We start from the raw sequence: 15,082 nt of genomic DNA, 5'->3' as shown, positions 1-15,082 counted from the left end.
CAAAAGGGTCCGCAACGGCCACCGTCGAACTGGATGGGGGTATGGGAACTTGATACACCGGTTGTTTTTGAGGCGGTACTCCCGCAGGGGGTCTGTTTCGATCGGGCGATTGACGTTTCAGGGCCGATCGCATTTCTTCAGCTCCCAAATAGCGATCGCGAGGATGGGATTCGATGGCCTTATCTAAAATATCTGCCAATTGCGGACTCAACCCCGCCACCTGTCCCCGCCACAGAAGTGCCCCCGTTTGCGGATCGCTCGCCATCTGCTGCGGTGTCAGACCGGTGAGAGCGTAAATCGCCGTCAGTCCCAAACTGTACAAATCGCTGCCGTATACGGGACGACCGGCGGCTTGTTCGCCAGACATGAAACCGGGAGTGCCGATGACGATACTGTGGGTTGGATTCCCTGTCGAACTGAGGGTGGTTGCCATCGTCTCCCGAACCGCCCCAAAATCAATGAGAACGGGTTCGCCATCAGATTTTCGCAGAATGATGTTCTCGGGTTTGATATCTCGATGGACGATGCCCTGGCTGTGGACGTATTCGAGAATATCGAGCAAACTGACCAAGAGGGTGCGAACGCGACTTTCGCTCAAAACACCTTCGAGTGCGACCCGATCTGCGAGGGTTCGACCTTCGATCCACTCTTGTACTAAGTAAAATTGCCCCGCTTCGTTGAAGTAGGCGTACAGAGAGGGAATGCGATCGCTTCCTTCCCCCAAGGATTCGACGATTGCCGCTTCTCGGGCAAATCTTTCTCGCACCAGTTGCAGGATTTGGGGATCGTTGCCTGCGGGTTTGAGTTGCTTGATGGCGCAGTAGCGACCGGAAGGCATATGGGTATCTTGAGCGAGAAAGGTTTCCCCAAATCCCCCACGTCCTAGGGAACGAACGATCCGATAGCGATAATTGAGTAGGGTTGAGTTCACGATCGATAGAGAGCCGGTAGCATTTTTTCGCAGCCAGAAAGACTTTAAGCGGGTGGGAGTTCTCGATCGATCTTCACGCACCAACAGGCTCTTTCTGGATCGGTATCAATCATCAGTATAAATAATTCGAGCGAATTGGAACGATTTCTAAATCTCAATAGAATCTTCGCAAAAGTGGGTTTGGGGAACCCGTTACTATCTTATTGCTACTTACTTATCGCCGGACGATTTTAATCTCAATATCGTATCCAATGGGTTGCAGTCGATCTCTACTGGCATCGTAGGCCCACATTCGTACGATCTCTTTTCCCAAAGGTAGGGCCATGGATGGAATGGCCAGACTCCAAGTCGCATCGGGATTGACTCGGGCTGCGGCGACGAGGCGATCGCTGTTACCGTAACTGAGGTACACGGCATCGGCGGGTCGATTTTGTGCTGACAAAACCGCCGAACCTTCTAGGGTATAAATGCGTTTTTTCTGGCGGAGTTTTTGGCGCTCTCCCGGTGGGGGCATGGCTTTACACTCGCGCTCGCTTTCAACGACACACCACCGGTCGAGGGTGCCGCTAGATGCCACATTTCGAGTCAGTTGCAGGGGCGTTTCGTTTCGACGCCACAACCACCGTTCGGCAACAAGACGATCGGGACGGTATCGATCGAGAAAGTATTGCAAAATTAAGGGGGTCGAATCGGCGAGCGTTCGACCGGTCAAAATCGGAAGATCGGTTAATAAAATTAGGTTGGGTTTTGTTTCTTCGAGTTCGCGGACGACGACTTCTTGAGCCACGGTTGGTAGGGCGTAATAAATATTGCCAAATTTAGAGCAGGAGGGTTTGTTAAATAGGTAATACCAAATACTTTCGGTGGTCGCCGTATAAAAGCAAGACTGGCGATCGATATCTGTTTTAAATGCCGTTAAAACTTCCTGCTGACCGGGTTGTAATATTTCGGTATTCGATCGCCCTAAGTTCTCGAAGCGATCGGATAAATTAGAAATAGAAAATCCTGGTTCGGCAGCAATTAAAGTTAAAAGAATGGTTACTAACAGTATTTTGTAAGTAGGTAAAGTAAAAAATAAATTCAAACTTTTTAGCAATTTCTTGGAATAAAGCTCTAAGCTAAAATATACAACTAATAAAAAAGTTGGAAATGCACCTTGAGCTGCCATTGAAAACGAGCTTCTATCTAAGCCAATTCGCATGTAAACTAAACATGCAAGCAAAATAATAATTAAATAAAAGTGCTTATTTAAAAAATATTTAAGTTTGTTGTTTTTAAAAAAATATCGACTTAAATAAACCAATGTCATGCTTTGAAAAAGCATAGATAGCCAATACAACTGATTAACTAAATTTATTTTTAAATCTGGCATTGGTAGAGAAAACATATATCGACTGTATTTAGACCAATACGAAACTTGGAATAAAATTTCTCGAAATTGGGCGACTCCTAAAATTAAAACGATCGAAATGCAGGACAGTAGAATACCCACAATCGAACAACCAATCCATAGAGAATAAATTTTTCTTTCTAAGCTTAAACTTAACGCACAGACAAAAATATATACCAAAACAAAATAGATAGCTCGATCGTAAGTATGTAAAAAGCCAATGGGTATTAAAATACCGATTGACAAAGAAATCCAAGAAAATTGTTTGAGAGTACAAATTTTTGAATCGAATAAGCGAAAAAACCTAAACGTTAAAGCGAACTGAATCATAAAAATGAGGCTTCTTCCTCCGTCTATCAAAAAGAAAAACTTTTCCAACAAACAACAACTAATAACAACAAATAAAAAAATAGATTCGCGATTTCTGAATTTAAATAAACTTGTTATTTCCCAAAGTACCCAAAAATAGCCGAAAGTTGCAAAAACGGATATATAAGAAATGAAAAATCGGGTCATCACAATCCCGTTATTTTCATCTCCGATCCACCAATAAGCTAAAAGACTCGGAATGGCATCTAACCCAAATCCATGAATAAATACACTCTTGAGAAAAGGTTTTTCGAGTTGGAGAAAATTGGGTAGATATCCGAGATATTCTCCTTCATGAAATGTATCGGTAAGTGGAACTACTAAATCGGGGACAACCCGATCGACCGACCAGACTAAAATTAATCCAATTGTTAAAATTGAAATTAGCGTTCGATTTTCGATTGCTTTGAAAGTCAAATCGAGCAATATCGAACGTGTTTTTGAGTTGAGTTTAGAGAGTAAAAAAGCGATTGCGGTCGGCACAAATAGAAGAATGGCAAACTTGAAATAATCTGTATAGGGAGAAAATTGCTCGATGGCAACCGTTGAGATGACTCCCGTATCGTTATTAGAAAAGGGGAGTTCGATGGCATTAACAATCGGTAAAAGAAAAAACCAGGAGAGGATAGTAATATTGAGGATAACGATCGGATTCGATCGATTTTGGGAATCTGACATTGCTTGCTATTTTGCAAAATAAATAAAGTCTCGATCGCAGATATACTTCAAGCCTCTATTTTCAATCATCCATTTCCACTGGAAGATCCGAGCCAATTTGCACTAGTTTGTCTTGGGTGCGATCGTAACTCCAGACTCGAAAAATATTATCCCCTTCGGGTAAAGACATCGTCGGAATAGTCAGCGTCCATCGCAAATCGGGATTAATCCGCGCGGCGGACACCAACTGATTCTCCTGGCCGTAACTGAGATACACCGCATCAAAAGGTGAACCCTGGGGAGATAGCGTCGTCCAGCCATTTAAAGAAGCTGTATCTCCCATATCAATTTCAAGTTCTTCCAATTGCGCCGTCAGTCGGCAATCTGGGGGAGTATAACACAGCGTATCGGCACTTCCTAGGGTATTAGAAGAAACTGAATCGAAGGCAATCTTTTTCGATCGTCGCTGCCAAAACCAATGATCGGAAATAATCCGATACGGTTGATATTGTTGCAGAAAATATTGATAAACTCTAGACGCAGAATCGAGAATTGGTACGCCATCAATGGCATTCGACCACATAGAATTACTGAATAAGATAATATTTGGCTGACGTTCGTCGATCTCGCGAATCACGGCTTCTTGGGTTTCGGGAGGTCGAACGTAGTAGAGATAGTTGATTTTCGAGCAAGAAGGCTTGTCGAAGAGGTAATACCATAAACCTTCAGAGGTCAAGGTATAAAAACAAGATTGACGATCGATTTCGGGTTGTAGCGTATTCCAAGCTTCGAGATAGTGAGGAACAACGAGTTCGGAATCGGGTTTGCCTAGAGACTGGTAAAACTCTTGCACGCGACCGCCGTAACTAAAGATATTAAAGCCGGGTTCGGCAGCAATCGCCGCAATTAAAAATAAAACAAAGAATAATTTTGCCGTTGGCGCGATCGTCGATTGAATGATACTGGCTTCAAAATAAGTTTGATAACTTTTTAGCATTAGGTAAACCAGCAAAAATGCTGTTACCATGGCGGCAAAAGGCCCTCGACCGGGACTGCGATCGAGCAAAATTCGCATATAGGTTAAAGAGGCAATCAGTAAGATGAGGGTTAAATAATGTTGAGTGAAAAAGTCTCTTTTCGGATGGTAAATTGAGTAGTCCCAAACCAAATAAACGATCGTGGCGGATAGAACTAAAATTCCGAACCAATCTAAAAATGAGAAGTAGTTGAGTTGAATATCGGTCAGGGGAAGAAAGGCAATATATTTACCATACTTAGACCAGTATGTAACTTGCGCGAATACTTCGAGGACTTGCTCGATTCCTAGAGTCGCTATTTCGAGGAGTAATACCAAAAAGATACCGAGTCCAGAACCTCCGATCCAAACTCTCATATTCCGCTTGCCAAAACAAAAGGTTAACGCCGAAGCGACTAAATAAACCGGAACGAAATAAGCAGCGCGATCGTAAGTATGTAGAAAACTTAGAGGTAGAGAAGCACCGACGAGAACAGACAGAAAAATTGTTTGTTTGAAGCTATAGATCGCTGGAGGGATAGCGACTCGAAAATATCGCACCACCAGTGCCAATTGCATCATGAAAACTAAATCTCGACCACCATAGGTTTTATAGAGAAAATTTTCTAAGACACAAAAGATAATTAAAACGATCGAAAAAACTTGAATTTTATAAGCTTTAAGTTTGACTGAACTGACAATTTCCCATAAAAGCCAAAAATAAGCGGCACAGGCGAGCGCATTTTCGACGCAATAGAAAAAACGGGTCAGGGCGATGGTATTATTCTGGGAGGCAAGGCGATCGGCCACTAGACTCGGCAGCGCATCCAAACCAAAGCCATGAATGAAAAACGTTCGTAAAAACGGTCGATCGAGTTGAGTAAAATTCGGCAGTAGACCTAGATACTCTCCTTCATGAAAAGGATCGATGACAGCCGAGTTCCAGTCGGGAATTCCCCAATCGGCAACGACGATAAAACTGACATATATCGTCCAGAATATTGCCAGTACGATCGTCAAGCTAAAAACCCATTTTTTTCGAGTAAAAAGGGTTAGTAAAACCCGAAAGATGCTTTGCCAAACATCTCGCTTTAGAGTTAAACCGATCGCTGCAACGAGAGGGGGAAATAGCAGCAATAAGAAAAACTTCAAGTAATCGGTATACGGACTTAGGTTTTTAATATTGGTATAAGAGACAATTGAGCGAGCCTCTTTTTCTAATGGCAACTGAATCCCGTTGACGATCGGAACGATAACGATCCAAGAGATTAAAATAACTCCCAGAATCGCGATTGGATTGGGTTTAAGTCTGGGTTTGAAAACGGACATAAATAAGAGTCGTAAAAACCGATTCAGCCATAGTATTTTAGTGCTGTTTTCAAAGCATTTTCGACATTAATGTAGTTAGAATCAGTCTCTTGTGCTTTCATCTCGACGGAAGTCCAACCCTGATAGTTCCCTCGCTTCAAAGCTTTTGCAAAGCGACGATGTTCGACAATCCCAGTTCCCACATTGCCAAGGTAGGGTTCGCTGACATGAAAGTGACAGATGCGATCGGCACAACTCGCGATCGCCGGTTCGATATCTTCTTCGCTTAATGTCATCCCTGCCGAATCTAAATGAAGTCCGAAACCCACATTTCCCACAGCGTTTACCAACTGCAAACCTTGTGTGGAAGTGTTGATGAAATTGCAGCTGTATAAAATCGGGTTGGGTTCGATGCAGAAGGTGACATGATGTTTTTGAGCGATTTCACCTATCTCGAAGAAAAAGTCTCGCGCGATTTTTTCAGCTTGTTTTGAATTGAGATTTTCAATTCGGCGATTTTTAGGAGAACCGAACACCAGAACTCGAACCCCTAACTTTTCCCCGAGTTGAATAATTCCCGTTAAATAATTTAGAGTTTCTTGCCGATTTTGTCCGTTCTCAAAGATTTTCAAATCCGGCTGACCGTACAATAGTGCCTGCATCGAAACGATCTGAATCCCGCGACGGTTCCAAAATTGTTTGTAATCGTCAATTTCAGTATCGCTAGCAGTCAACGGCGACGACCAAATTTTAGTCGGTGCAATCTCAACTCCCCGAATTTCTAAGGTTTGCATCAAATCGGCGATCGATTCTTCTTCGGAGTTTTGCCAAGCAATGTTAGAGATTGAAATTTTCATAGCGACTTTCTCGGATTGGGATCGGGTCTATACGCTTGTTTGAGATTGCGTGTTTGCAAAGTTTTTTAAGTCGTGTAAGATTTGCGATCGCTCGTATAAATATGACGACGCACTCCGACCCAATCGATCGCCATACCGGGTTTTCATATCGTAGCGAATGGGGTTATCGTGGGGTCGATTGGTAAACTCCAATCCAAAAGCCTTTTGCGCTACATCTCGAACGGCTATCGGTTCCGTGGCAAAATTAACCAGTTTTAGCTCGTTCTCTAGTATGACTTGAATATCCCGCCAAAGATACTCGAGATTATAAAATTGAAAAATATGGTCGCAATGAATTTTCTCGACTTGATTGTTGTAGAGGAAGTCGTAGATAATATTTTTTTTCAATCCCTCGCCAAAAAGTGCCGGTAAACGGACGATCGCACTCTCGAAACGATCGCGAACGAAGTCTTCGAGTTCTAGGCGGTGTTTGCCGTAGGGATGTAAGTTTTTCCGATTGATGGGAGTAGCTTCGTCTACATCCACTGGAGTCGGATAAACATCCACCGTCGAGATTAAAACAAACTTACTCGCCTTCACGCCTTCCAAAGACTGCATTAATCGATCGAGACTTGCCTTATCGCGATCGGGTTCTTTGTTCGCCAGCCATTTTACCGCTGGTGCACCGGCACAAACGAGCAAGTCAAATTTCTCCCCGGCGATCGATTAGATATTTTTCGAGTTGTAGCACCCGCCAAAGTTCGTTTGGCGAGTGAGATTTCCACCCACAAATCCGGTATAACCGATAATTCCTCGACTCACGATTGCACCTCTCCTATCGAGTTAGATTTAGGATCGTAGTTTCCCAGACACGCTTGAATTAGGGTTTGCATGACGAGAATATTGCCTCGAATGGGACTAATTTTAGTCGGAGTCGGCCCTGTTTGGGGATAGGTGCGGGTGACGGGAAGTTCGCGCACGTTGTATCCCAACCGCGCCGCTCGAATGGCTAAGTAGTAGTGTAGTTCGTAGCCGGAAAAAACCTCGCGAAAGGGGGCCACCCGTTCGTCGAGAAGCAAACGGCGACTGTAGGCACGAAACCCGTTGGTCGTATCGGTATAGGGCCATCCTGCTGCCAGACGAATCAACGGCGCATGAATCAGTTTGATGGCCCAGAATCGAACGCGCGGTGTGTTAATTGCCTCCCCACCGGGAACGAATCGCGAACCCTGAACGTGGTCGCATCCGGCATCGAGGGCCTCGGCGAAGCTGGGAATTGCCGAGGGATCGTCTTTATTGTTGCCATCAATGACGATCGCGCCGTCGTATCCCTGTCTCGTGGCATAGGCGAACCCCATGCGCAACTGAGCGCTCAATTTCCCCACATCTTGCTTGACCAGTAGCGTCCGCACCCCCCGTTGGGAGAGTTTCTCGGGTTGGGTCGAACCATCACTACTGCCGCCATCGGCAATGATGACATCAAAGCGACTGGAAATTTCTCGCATTCGATCGAGCTGCTTCTCGATTTTCAAACCCTCGTTAATAATCGGAATACAAATACAATATCGACTCTTTTTGGGTGCGAGTTCGACAATTTCATGGTTGGGAACTTGCCAGTTTTCGGTATTCATGAATTTTTTACACCCTCGAGATCTCCACGGTAAATTCGTCGTGTTTTATGCCTGTATTCAGACTCTTTGTCGTGACAGTAAGATGTTGGCATTTGATTCACAACCGATTTGAAATTGCACTTTACTTTAATCCTAAAGTGTCATTTGTTTCGACTCTTGGACGATATTTCGGCGTTCTCGATCGGCAATTAATACCGAACTGTTTTGTTCCCCGGCAACGTAATATGCCGGCCATCCTTTCAGGCGATCGAAAATAAATCCTACATATTCTGACAATATTGTCAATACCATAGAAACAAAAAAGAACATAATAGCATTTTGAAATTAGACGGTTATCCAACCTTCAGCGACTCGTTCTTTCAACAGGTAAACCAACGCAATGTAGACAATATAGAGAACATTCAAAATACTTGCGAATAACCCGAGGTAACTTGCAAATCGCAAGGGACGGACAGAGTTTACCACAATAATTTGCACGGCGTTATCAAAAAGTTCCACAACGCCTTTCAATCTTCGGTGTCGGTATCGATAAATAAAATCGTAAGTAAACGTTTGAGAGCTATAACCAACATAAGCACCCAGCAAACGTAAATAGCGAGATTTATCTCGGACTTGAGTAATGGCATTCACAACCTGTCGGCTCAAGACTCGAAATTGGGTAGAATTTTGAATTAAAGGAATTTTAAATAGTTTCCGACAGAGCCAGTAGAATAGATTTGCACCGGCTTTCATCCAAACGGGTTCGTCGTTGCGATCTCGGCGAATCCCAATGACAATATCTTTGCCATTTCTGGCTGTTTCAATGAGTTCTGGAATCAGTTGTGGCGGATCGGATTCGGGAATCATTACCACGACAAAATCTCCAATCACCGAATCTAAACCCGAAGAGATTGCGACATCCGCACCAAAACTACGAGAGAGACTAATGAGGCGAATACATTCATAATCGCGAAGTAAAGAAGACACGACTACCGATGTATCGTCTGTGGAACCGTCGTTGACGAGAACGAGTTCGTAATTTGTGAAACTCTGCCGCAAAACCGCCATGACTTCTTCAACAAAAGGTTTTACGATTCGCGCGTCATTTTGCACAGGAGCAATAACCGAGACAAAACAATCCGATCGTTCCATGCCACTCAAACTCCTTCTATAAGATGCAAACCATTCAATTCGCGCGGAATATCGTAAATATTGTCGATTTTACCACCCAGGACGCAATACAAATTTGGGAGTTTGGGATTTTGCTTGAAGAGAATCGGTCGGCTATCGTCCACCTCACTTTGCGGCAACACCGTTTTTACTCCCCAGAGGGAATCGATATACTCACATTCTGCGGCAATCGGTAAATATCGAATCGTATCGCGAATGGAAAAGGGAAAGTTTGTTTGTTTGCGGATTTGGCTGTAGGCTTCGTGCGCTTTGATGGTGAGGTTCTCACTCTCTTGCCAATAGTAATGGGGAGTATATCGAACGTGGCTTAAGGTGTGTAATCCCCGAGGTGGAAATGGCATCAACGAGAAAAATGGTCCGCACATGACGGTAATCCCGATCGATTTGAGTTCGGGAGGAACATCAACTAATGCCATTTCCGCAAACTCGTATTTTAGCGGAATCGTAGGAAGGTCAGAAGCTTTGAGAATTTGACTGATTTGAGAATAAGTACAGTTGAAAAGATAGCGAGTTCGAAGACATCGTTCTGATTCTGTTTCTCGAATCAATACTTTAATCTTTCCTGATGTCGTTTCTTGGACTTTATCTACACAAGTATTCAGCCAAATTTCTATTTTTTCTCGCTCGAGTTCTTCTCGAATTTTTTGCTTGAGCTTGACCGCGTCAAAAGCATATTCTTGAGTTTTAAAAACCGCTTCAATTAAAGCAGGATTAAACAAGCTGGAAATTTCGTTTTTCGCAGGTTCGATCGGGATGCCAATTCGCTGGCAAAATATCTGAAACTGAGAGGCATTTACTTTTGAAAAAACTCGAGCGATCGCATAATATTTATCGAAGGTATTATCGATACAGTCGCGATATTCTTCAACAAATCGCGGAAAATTCACGCTCGATCGCAAGGCTGTCAATAGACTGCGAGGATAGTGATAGCCGTTGTGAACTCTCGCCTGATTGGTATAGGAAGCGCGTTGGAGCAAGTCCGCCTCTCGTTCGACAATCAGAACGCGATCGAGATGCTCTTTGAGGTAGAGCGCAATTTTACACCCGAAGAATCCCCCACCAATGACAACGGCATCGTAGTCGCCGGATGCAGAAAAAGCCGGAATTTTTGCGCGATCGGATCGGCAAACCATAGAATCTGGAGAGATCGAGCGAGCTAGGGACAGAACCTACTAAGTTATCCTACCCAATCTCGTCTTTGTTACTAAGATTTCTGTCGAAAAGTAGGACCCGAAGTTCCTCAACGTGACAATTGACAAGCTATACGGGAAAGCTTTTCGGTGAGAATGCAACGGGAACGGCTTGGAAAAAGGGTAAGAAGAAGAATGTTAGCCAACACTGCCAACCAGGGTAAGCTACTGTTAGGGAAGAAAATTGGCTACGATCGTGCTGCTCTATGTCTTCCAATCCTCAGAGTTAGACTAATACCTTGCCAGATGCATATTTTAAGGAGATAGCCCCTATAGCTTAATAAAGCGCGAAGATCTTGAAACTTTTCTATCCTTACGAGCGACTCACTCTTTAGGGTAGTAGCATCAAAGAATTACGAACCCGAAGACGGCTGGCTCGATATTTAGGAGGTGGGATAAAAATGACGACGGTTTTAATTGTAGAAGATAGCAAAACTCAACGGCGGACGATCTCAAATCTGCTCAAACATAAGGGATTGACGGTGCGCGAAGCCAGCAACGGTCAAGAAGCCCTTCAAAGTATCCACAGCGATCGCCCGGATCTGATCTTGCTCGATATTATCATGCCTCAGATGAACGGCTATGAAGTTTGCCGTCGGCTCAAAGCCAATCCGAAAACCCAGGAACTGCCGGTGGTCATGTGTTCGACGAAATCCGAAGATTTCGATCGCTATTGGGGATTGAAGCAAGGTGCTGATGCGTACATTGCCAAACCCTTTCATCCCGTGGAATTGGTGGGAACGCTCAAACAGCTTTTGCGAGCGTAAGAAGGCGTGGCTTGCGATTATCGTGGCTGCGACAACCGCAGACGACGCATCAAAATACTCATCACCTCACCCTGATTCTGAGTCGGAACCAGCGGACTCCACTCCCCAACTTGGGCAAATCCCAAGCGATGTAGGGTGTGGATGGTATTAGTTACCCCAAGGGGCGAACCGATGACTAAGATTTTGACCGGTTCTGGGGGTTGGGTGGTGGACATGGTTTTCAGGTCACAAGATGCGGGATTGGGAAGAAAGTTTTCAGGCATAAGACTACAAGCGAAATGTACCGTATACGCAACAAACTCATTTTAACCGTACCGTGCCGTATACGCAACATTTACTTAAAAATCTTCCTCTGACAAAATTTGAGGCATGGGAAGAGCCGGAAAAGCACTCAAACAGGTCTTAGAGACTTACAAAATCAGTCAGAATCGATTAGCTGTAACCATGGGTGTGGGGCGATCGAACGTTCACCGTTGGGTGAACGATGTTATGGACCCGTCTGCTGAAGCAGTGTTGGACATTCGCGATGCACTTAGGGAAATTCATCCCGATGCCGCGACAGACTTCATTCGGCTGTATTTGGGTAATTCCGAGGAAAGTTAGTAGTCGTTGATTGTGCTTCGATCGAACGTCAGGAAAGATAATATAAAAAAAGTTTAGTTTAGATGACAGTTACTTTTAACGAGATTATCTCCAACTCAGAATCTAGCGAAGAATTTTTAAATCTGTTCCACGAAGTATTAGATACAAAAGTAGATGAACCCCATCGGGTAATTTTATTAGCTTGCTATAAAAATCCCGGTCTATCTCCAAAACTGAAAGATAAAACTAAACAGCGTTTAGTCCGTAAATGGCTCAATAAATATCAAAAAGGCTTTCAAAATAGAATTTCACAACGAATATCTCGTCCACCCCAAACAAAACCCGATCCCATCATCAATACAATTATCAGTAGTAGATTAACAGAATTAACAGAAGAACATCTCGAACAGATTAGCTACGCTCACCGGCTATCCATGTCAGCAGAAAATATTCAAGGATTGCTTCTCGAAGAATTTTTAGCTGAAGAGTTAGCTCACTATGGTTGGTTTTGTGGTTGGGGTGAAACTATTCGCTTTGTTGATTTTTGCAATCTAGATGGTTCTCTGTTGCAAGTCAAGAATCGTAGTAATTCTGAAAATAGTTCTTCTTCTAGAGTGAGAAGCGATCGACCAATTGAAAAATGGTATCGGATTGAAGCAAAAACAGGACAGTATAAATGGTCTTATTTTAACGATCGATATCAAACCGATCGGTTTTCTGAAGAAAATTTTATTAGCTTCGTTAAGCGAGTTCTAGCGAAAAATCTAAATGCTTTACCTGTAGAACCCAACAATCCTTGGCAATCTGTATAAAATATTTTTTAACTTAGCGACAAACACAGTTGTTCTCCAATAGAATCTTCAGAATAACCTAAAATCTCATACATCCAACTGACATCATCCGTATTTTTGTAGCGAGAGTAAGGAAAATCTTGAAAGCTTTCTGGTTGCTCTGCGCTTAAGTAGGTTTGTATCATCCGACCGACAGCTCGACCCAGAGAGTAAGGTACAGCATTTCCCACTTGCCGATATTGGTCGAGTAACTTACCTTGAATAAGCCAATCATCAGGAAACTCTTGTATCCGTTTATATTCCTGAATGCTCAGAGGTCTATCTTCTTCTGGGTGAGCTAAGTCGGTTGCTGGCATCGCCGGATGAGTTAAGAGGGTTGGAGATGGTTTATCCCAAGCTAATCTCCGGTAGAAACCTGTTTTGCCACCGCCGGCATGATAAGAACTTCCCATTGCTTCTTGGTGTAACTCGACAGGCAAGTCTCGCCAATTCTGTCCGGGTTTCAAAAGTCTGTAGTATCGAAGACGTTTTTCAGGAAACTTAACGAAGTCGTGTTCTTCCTTTGGAAGTCCTTCAAGTGCTTCTCTGAGAGTTCGCCATTTCGGTAAGCCGTACAAACCATTTTCGGAATTTGTTGGCGTGAGATATGGAAGCTTTTCTCCATCACGACTACAAGCAATAATGACTCTTTCTCGACATTGTGGCGAGCCAAAATTGGCAGTATTATATAAATTGAAGGAAATACTATAGCCAGCTTCTTTTAATTGGCGAATAATATGTAAAAGTGCTCCTCCTCTTTTTTCTTCCTGGGACAGTAAAGGATGGTTAGCTCCTCGCAGATTGTGAGGTCTGTGTTTTAAGGATGCAGATAATAATCCTCGAACATTTTCAATGACAGCAAACTTAGGTCGAAGTTCGACGATAGAATCGATGAATTTTAAGAATACGTTTCCCCGTTCGTCGTTAAATCCTCTCCGTTTACCCGCACTGCTAAACGCTTGACAGGGTGGTCCCCCAACAATCAGATCGATATCTTCGTATGAGCCTAGCCCTGCTGTTTCTCTAATTTGGGTTGCACAGTAGTCTCTAATATCTCCAATTAGAGCAATATCGGGTCTATTTTTCTCGATCGTTTTTCGAGCAGCTTTATCAACTTCGCATGAAAGTAATACTTCAATTCCCTCTCGTTCGAGACCGATATCGAGACCCATACAGCCAGAAAAGAAACTTAACGCTTTGAGAGTCGGTTTATTTGAAGTTTCTTTAATCGAAAAATTTGCCATTACTATATAGATTTTGTCTGCAAAACGATCGAGTACCATATCGTAGTACGTGCGGGAAATCTTCGCAAGTTTTCCTGGACGAATAAACCTATAAAAATCGCGCCTGCGATTCAGTAGGCGCGAATAAGATTTTATCTTCAAAAGAGATTCAGACCAGCTTCAAATCCGGGTATGCTTCCACCAGATCGTCTGCTGTGAGCGTATCGCCCTCGGCTTGCGGGGTCCACAGGACTTCCACCGCTAAGAGTCGATCGCTCGATACTCCACCCAACAGGCGCAGTACGTTCGATAAATCCTCAGCATCGTTCACCGATCGCAACTCAACTTTACCCTGCACCCCAGCAACGATCGTCACCACGATGTATTCTCCCGGTGCGTCCGCAGAAGGAACGATTTCCCCCGAGGTTTCACCCGGTAGTGCGGCGGGACTGGTTCCTTTGAGTTGAGCGTTGTAGTTGGAGAGGGTTTCGTCGGCAAACTTACTGCGTTCGGCGATCGACCACTGATTGAACTTCGCCTCGGCACTCTCCAAACGTGCCTGTTGAACCTCGGCGGTTCCGTAGGCAATATATTCCGGATGGCGCAAGAGTGCTAGGGTAGACTCTTGCAGCACCTGAGCGCGACCTCCAGCCGTACCGGTATCGGCAACGGTGGCTAATTTATCCAACTCTTTTTTCAGATCGCGTGCTTCCGCGAGCAGTCCGACTTGCACTCGGCTGACGGAAACCGTGGGGTTGGTATACTCTTCCCGATCGGCTCGATCGCCGATTTGACGGAAGCTATTGACCAAAAAATTCGCAATCGCGAAGAAAATGAGGATGCTGAACAATCCGCCGAAACCGCCACCGTAGCCGAAGAACGGAATCAGGAACGGAAAGCCGAACCCACCGCCACCGTAACCGTATCCCCCCCGTACGGGTGCGGAATAGGTGCGACTCGGCGCAGAGTAGCTGCGGCTGGGTGCTCTAAAAGACCCGCCGCCAATACGTCCCCCACTGCGTGCAGCCAATGCGCCGTCCGCTTGACTAAAAAAGAGGACAAAGACCAAACCCAGTAAAACCAGGGATTTTAAAACGGGTTGGATCGCATTCAAAAACTTTCGACCCATATAATGATGTAAATTTAACGTCAGTTTTTATCTTAACGCTCGCCCTGGTTCTGG

The 15,082-nt window shown here is 44.3% G+C and carries 15 protein-coding genes; 3 read left to right on the top strand and 12 right to left on the bottom strand.

Features of this window, described 5'->3' with window-relative positions:
• The 9 genes from IQ235_RS04505 to IQ235_RS04465 all read right to left on the bottom strand — a co-directional run.
• Positions 1 to 931, bottom strand: a 931-nt coding sequence (locus IQ235_RS04505; RefSeq protein WP_405196639.1) for a protein kinase domain-containing protein, incomplete at its 3' end; no start/stop codon positions are given.
• Between the two features lie 214 nt (positions 932 to 1,145).
• The gene (locus tag IQ235_RS04500; protein WP_264320300.1) at positions 1,146 to 2,099 is read right to left on the bottom strand and encodes a hypothetical protein; all 954 of its coding nucleotides are present in this window, start codon (positions 2,097 to 2,099) and stop codon (positions 1,146 to 1,148) included.
• Positions 2,100 to 3,429: 1,330 nt separating this feature from the next.
• A complete protein-coding gene (locus tag IQ235_RS04495) occupies positions 3,430 to 5,691 on the bottom strand; it encodes a hypothetical protein (protein WP_264320299.1) in 2,262 nt (753 codons plus the stop codon).
• A gap of 23 nt (positions 5,692 to 5,714) precedes the next feature.
• Positions 5,715 to 6,527 carry a sugar phosphate isomerase/epimerase family protein gene (locus IQ235_RS04490; protein ID WP_264320298.1) on the bottom strand — a complete coding sequence of 271 codons (813 nt, stop codon included), beginning with the start codon at positions 6,525 to 6,527 and terminating at the stop codon, positions 5,715 to 5,717.
• A gap of 27 nt (positions 6,528 to 6,554) precedes the next feature.
• Positions 6,555 to 7,208: an NAD-dependent epimerase/dehydratase family protein gene (locus tag IQ235_RS04485; RefSeq protein ID WP_264320297.1), complete on the bottom strand. Its 654-nt coding sequence runs from the start codon at positions 7,206 to 7,208 to the stop codon at positions 6,555 to 6,557.
• 116 nt (positions 7,209 to 7,324) lie between these two features.
• A complete protein-coding gene (locus IQ235_RS04480) occupies positions 7,325 to 8,137 on the bottom strand; it encodes a glycosyltransferase family 2 protein (RefSeq protein WP_264320296.1) in 813 nt (270 codons plus the stop codon).
• Positions 8,138 to 8,269: 132 nt separating this feature from the next.
• Positions 8,270 to 8,413: a hypothetical protein gene (locus IQ235_RS04475; protein WP_264320295.1), complete on the bottom strand. Its 144-nt coding sequence runs from the start codon at positions 8,411 to 8,413 to the stop codon at positions 8,270 to 8,272.
• Positions 8,414 to 8,461: 48 nt separating this feature from the next.
• Positions 8,462 to 9,268, bottom strand: a complete 807-nt coding sequence (locus tag IQ235_RS04470; RefSeq protein WP_264320294.1) for a glycosyltransferase family 2 protein — start codon at positions 9,266 to 9,268, stop codon at positions 8,462 to 8,464.
• A 5-nt stretch (positions 9,269 to 9,273) separates the two neighbouring features.
• The gene (locus IQ235_RS04465) at positions 9,274 to 10,440 is read right to left on the bottom strand and encodes an FAD-dependent oxidoreductase (protein WP_264320293.1); all 1,167 of its coding nucleotides are present in this window, start codon (positions 10,438 to 10,440) and stop codon (positions 9,274 to 9,276) included.
• 458 nt (positions 10,441 to 10,898) lie between these two features.
• On the opposite strand from IQ235_RS04465, the gene IQ235_RS04460 reads away from it, so the two are divergent.
• Positions 10,899 to 11,264 (top strand): response regulator, encoded by a 366-nt coding sequence (locus tag IQ235_RS04460; RefSeq protein ID WP_264320292.1) that lies wholly within the window; start codon positions 10,899 to 10,901, stop codon positions 11,262 to 11,264.
• A gap of 17 nt (positions 11,265 to 11,281) precedes the next feature.
• Here the strand turns inward: IQ235_RS04460 and IQ235_RS04455 are convergent, their stop codons facing one another.
• Entirely contained in the window at positions 11,282 to 11,527 is a 246-nt protein-coding gene (locus IQ235_RS04455; protein ID WP_264320291.1) for a peptide ABC transporter substrate-binding protein, read from the bottom strand.
• Between the two features lie 106 nt (positions 11,528 to 11,633).
• On the opposite strand from IQ235_RS04455, the gene IQ235_RS04450 reads away from it, so the two are divergent.
• Together IQ235_RS04450 and IQ235_RS04445 are read left to right on the top strand one after the other, a co-directional pair.
• Positions 11,634 to 11,867 carry a helix-turn-helix domain-containing protein gene (locus tag IQ235_RS04450; protein WP_264320290.1) on the top strand — a complete coding sequence of 78 codons (234 nt, stop codon included), beginning with the start codon at positions 11,634 to 11,636 and terminating at the stop codon, positions 11,865 to 11,867.
• Positions 11,868 to 11,929: 62 nt separating this feature from the next.
• Positions 11,930 to 12,658, top strand: a complete 729-nt coding sequence (locus IQ235_RS04445; protein WP_264320289.1) for a SinI family restriction endonuclease — start codon at positions 11,930 to 11,932, stop codon at positions 12,656 to 12,658.
• 8 nt (positions 12,659 to 12,666) lie between these two features.
• Here IQ235_RS04445 and IQ235_RS04440 read toward each other — a convergent pair whose 3' ends face one another.
• Both IQ235_RS04440 and IQ235_RS04435 read right to left on the bottom strand, forming a co-directional pair.
• Positions 12,667 to 13,959 carry a DNA cytosine methyltransferase gene (locus tag IQ235_RS04440; protein ID WP_264320288.1) on the bottom strand — a complete coding sequence of 431 codons (1,293 nt, stop codon included), beginning with the start codon at positions 13,957 to 13,959 and terminating at the stop codon, positions 12,667 to 12,669.
• Between the two features lie 109 nt (positions 13,960 to 14,068).
• Positions 14,069 to 15,028, bottom strand: a complete 960-nt coding sequence (locus IQ235_RS04435) for a DUF1517 domain-containing protein (RefSeq protein WP_264320287.1) — start codon at positions 15,026 to 15,028, stop codon at positions 14,069 to 14,071.
• Positions 15,029 to 15,082: the final 54 nt, after the last annotated feature.

This window comes from Zarconia navalis LEGE 11467, from assembly GCF_015207075.1.
Classification (GTDB): Bacteria; Cyanobacteriota; Cyanobacteriia; order Cyanobacteriales; family Geitlerinemataceae; genus Zarconia; species Zarconia navalis.
The sequence above is the reverse complement of the archived record's forward strand: the minus strand, read 5'-3'. Positions and strand labels throughout refer to the sequence as shown.

Coding starts and splice junctions, on each gene's coding strand:
- IQ235_RS04500 (WP_264320300.1), bottom strand. CDS start 2,099: ATGGCAGCTCAAGGTGCATTTCCAACTTTTTTATTAGTTGTATATTTT.
- IQ235_RS04495 (WP_264320299.1), bottom strand. CDS start 5,691: ATGTCCGTTTTCAAACCCAGACTTAAACCCAATCCAATCGCGATTCTG.
- IQ235_RS04490 (WP_264320298.1), bottom strand. CDS start 6,527: ATGAAAATTTCAATCTCTAACATTGCTTGGCAAAACTCCGAAGAAGAA.
- IQ235_RS04480 (WP_264320296.1), bottom strand. CDS start 8,137: ATGAATACCGAAAACTGGCAAGTTCCCAACCATGAAATTGTCGAACTC.
- IQ235_RS04470 (WP_264320294.1), bottom strand. CDS start 9,268: ATGGAACGATCGGATTGTTTTGTCTCGGTTATTGCTCCTGTGCAAAAT.
- IQ235_RS04465 (WP_264320293.1), bottom strand. CDS start 10,440: ATGGTTTGCCGATCCGATCGCGCAAAAATTCCGGCTTTTTCTGCATCC.
- IQ235_RS04460 (WP_264320292.1), top strand. CDS start 10,899: ATGACGACGGTTTTAATTGTAGAAGATAGCAAAACTCAACGGCGGACG.
- IQ235_RS04455 (WP_264320291.1), bottom strand. CDS start 11,527: ATGCCTGAAAACTTTCTTCCCAATCCCGCATCTTGTGACCTGAAAACC.
- IQ235_RS04450 (WP_264320290.1), top strand. CDS start 11,634: ATGGGAAGAGCCGGAAAAGCACTCAAACAGGTCTTAGAGACTTACAAA.
- IQ235_RS04445 (WP_264320289.1), top strand. CDS start 11,930: ATGACAGTTACTTTTAACGAGATTATCTCCAACTCAGAATCTAGCGAA.
- IQ235_RS04440 (WP_264320288.1), bottom strand. CDS start 13,959: ATGGTACTCGATCGTTTTGCAGACAAAATCTATATAGTAATGGCAAAT.
- IQ235_RS04435 (WP_264320287.1), bottom strand. CDS start 15,028: ATGGGTCGAAAGTTTTTGAATGCGATCCAACCCGTTTTAAAATCCCTG.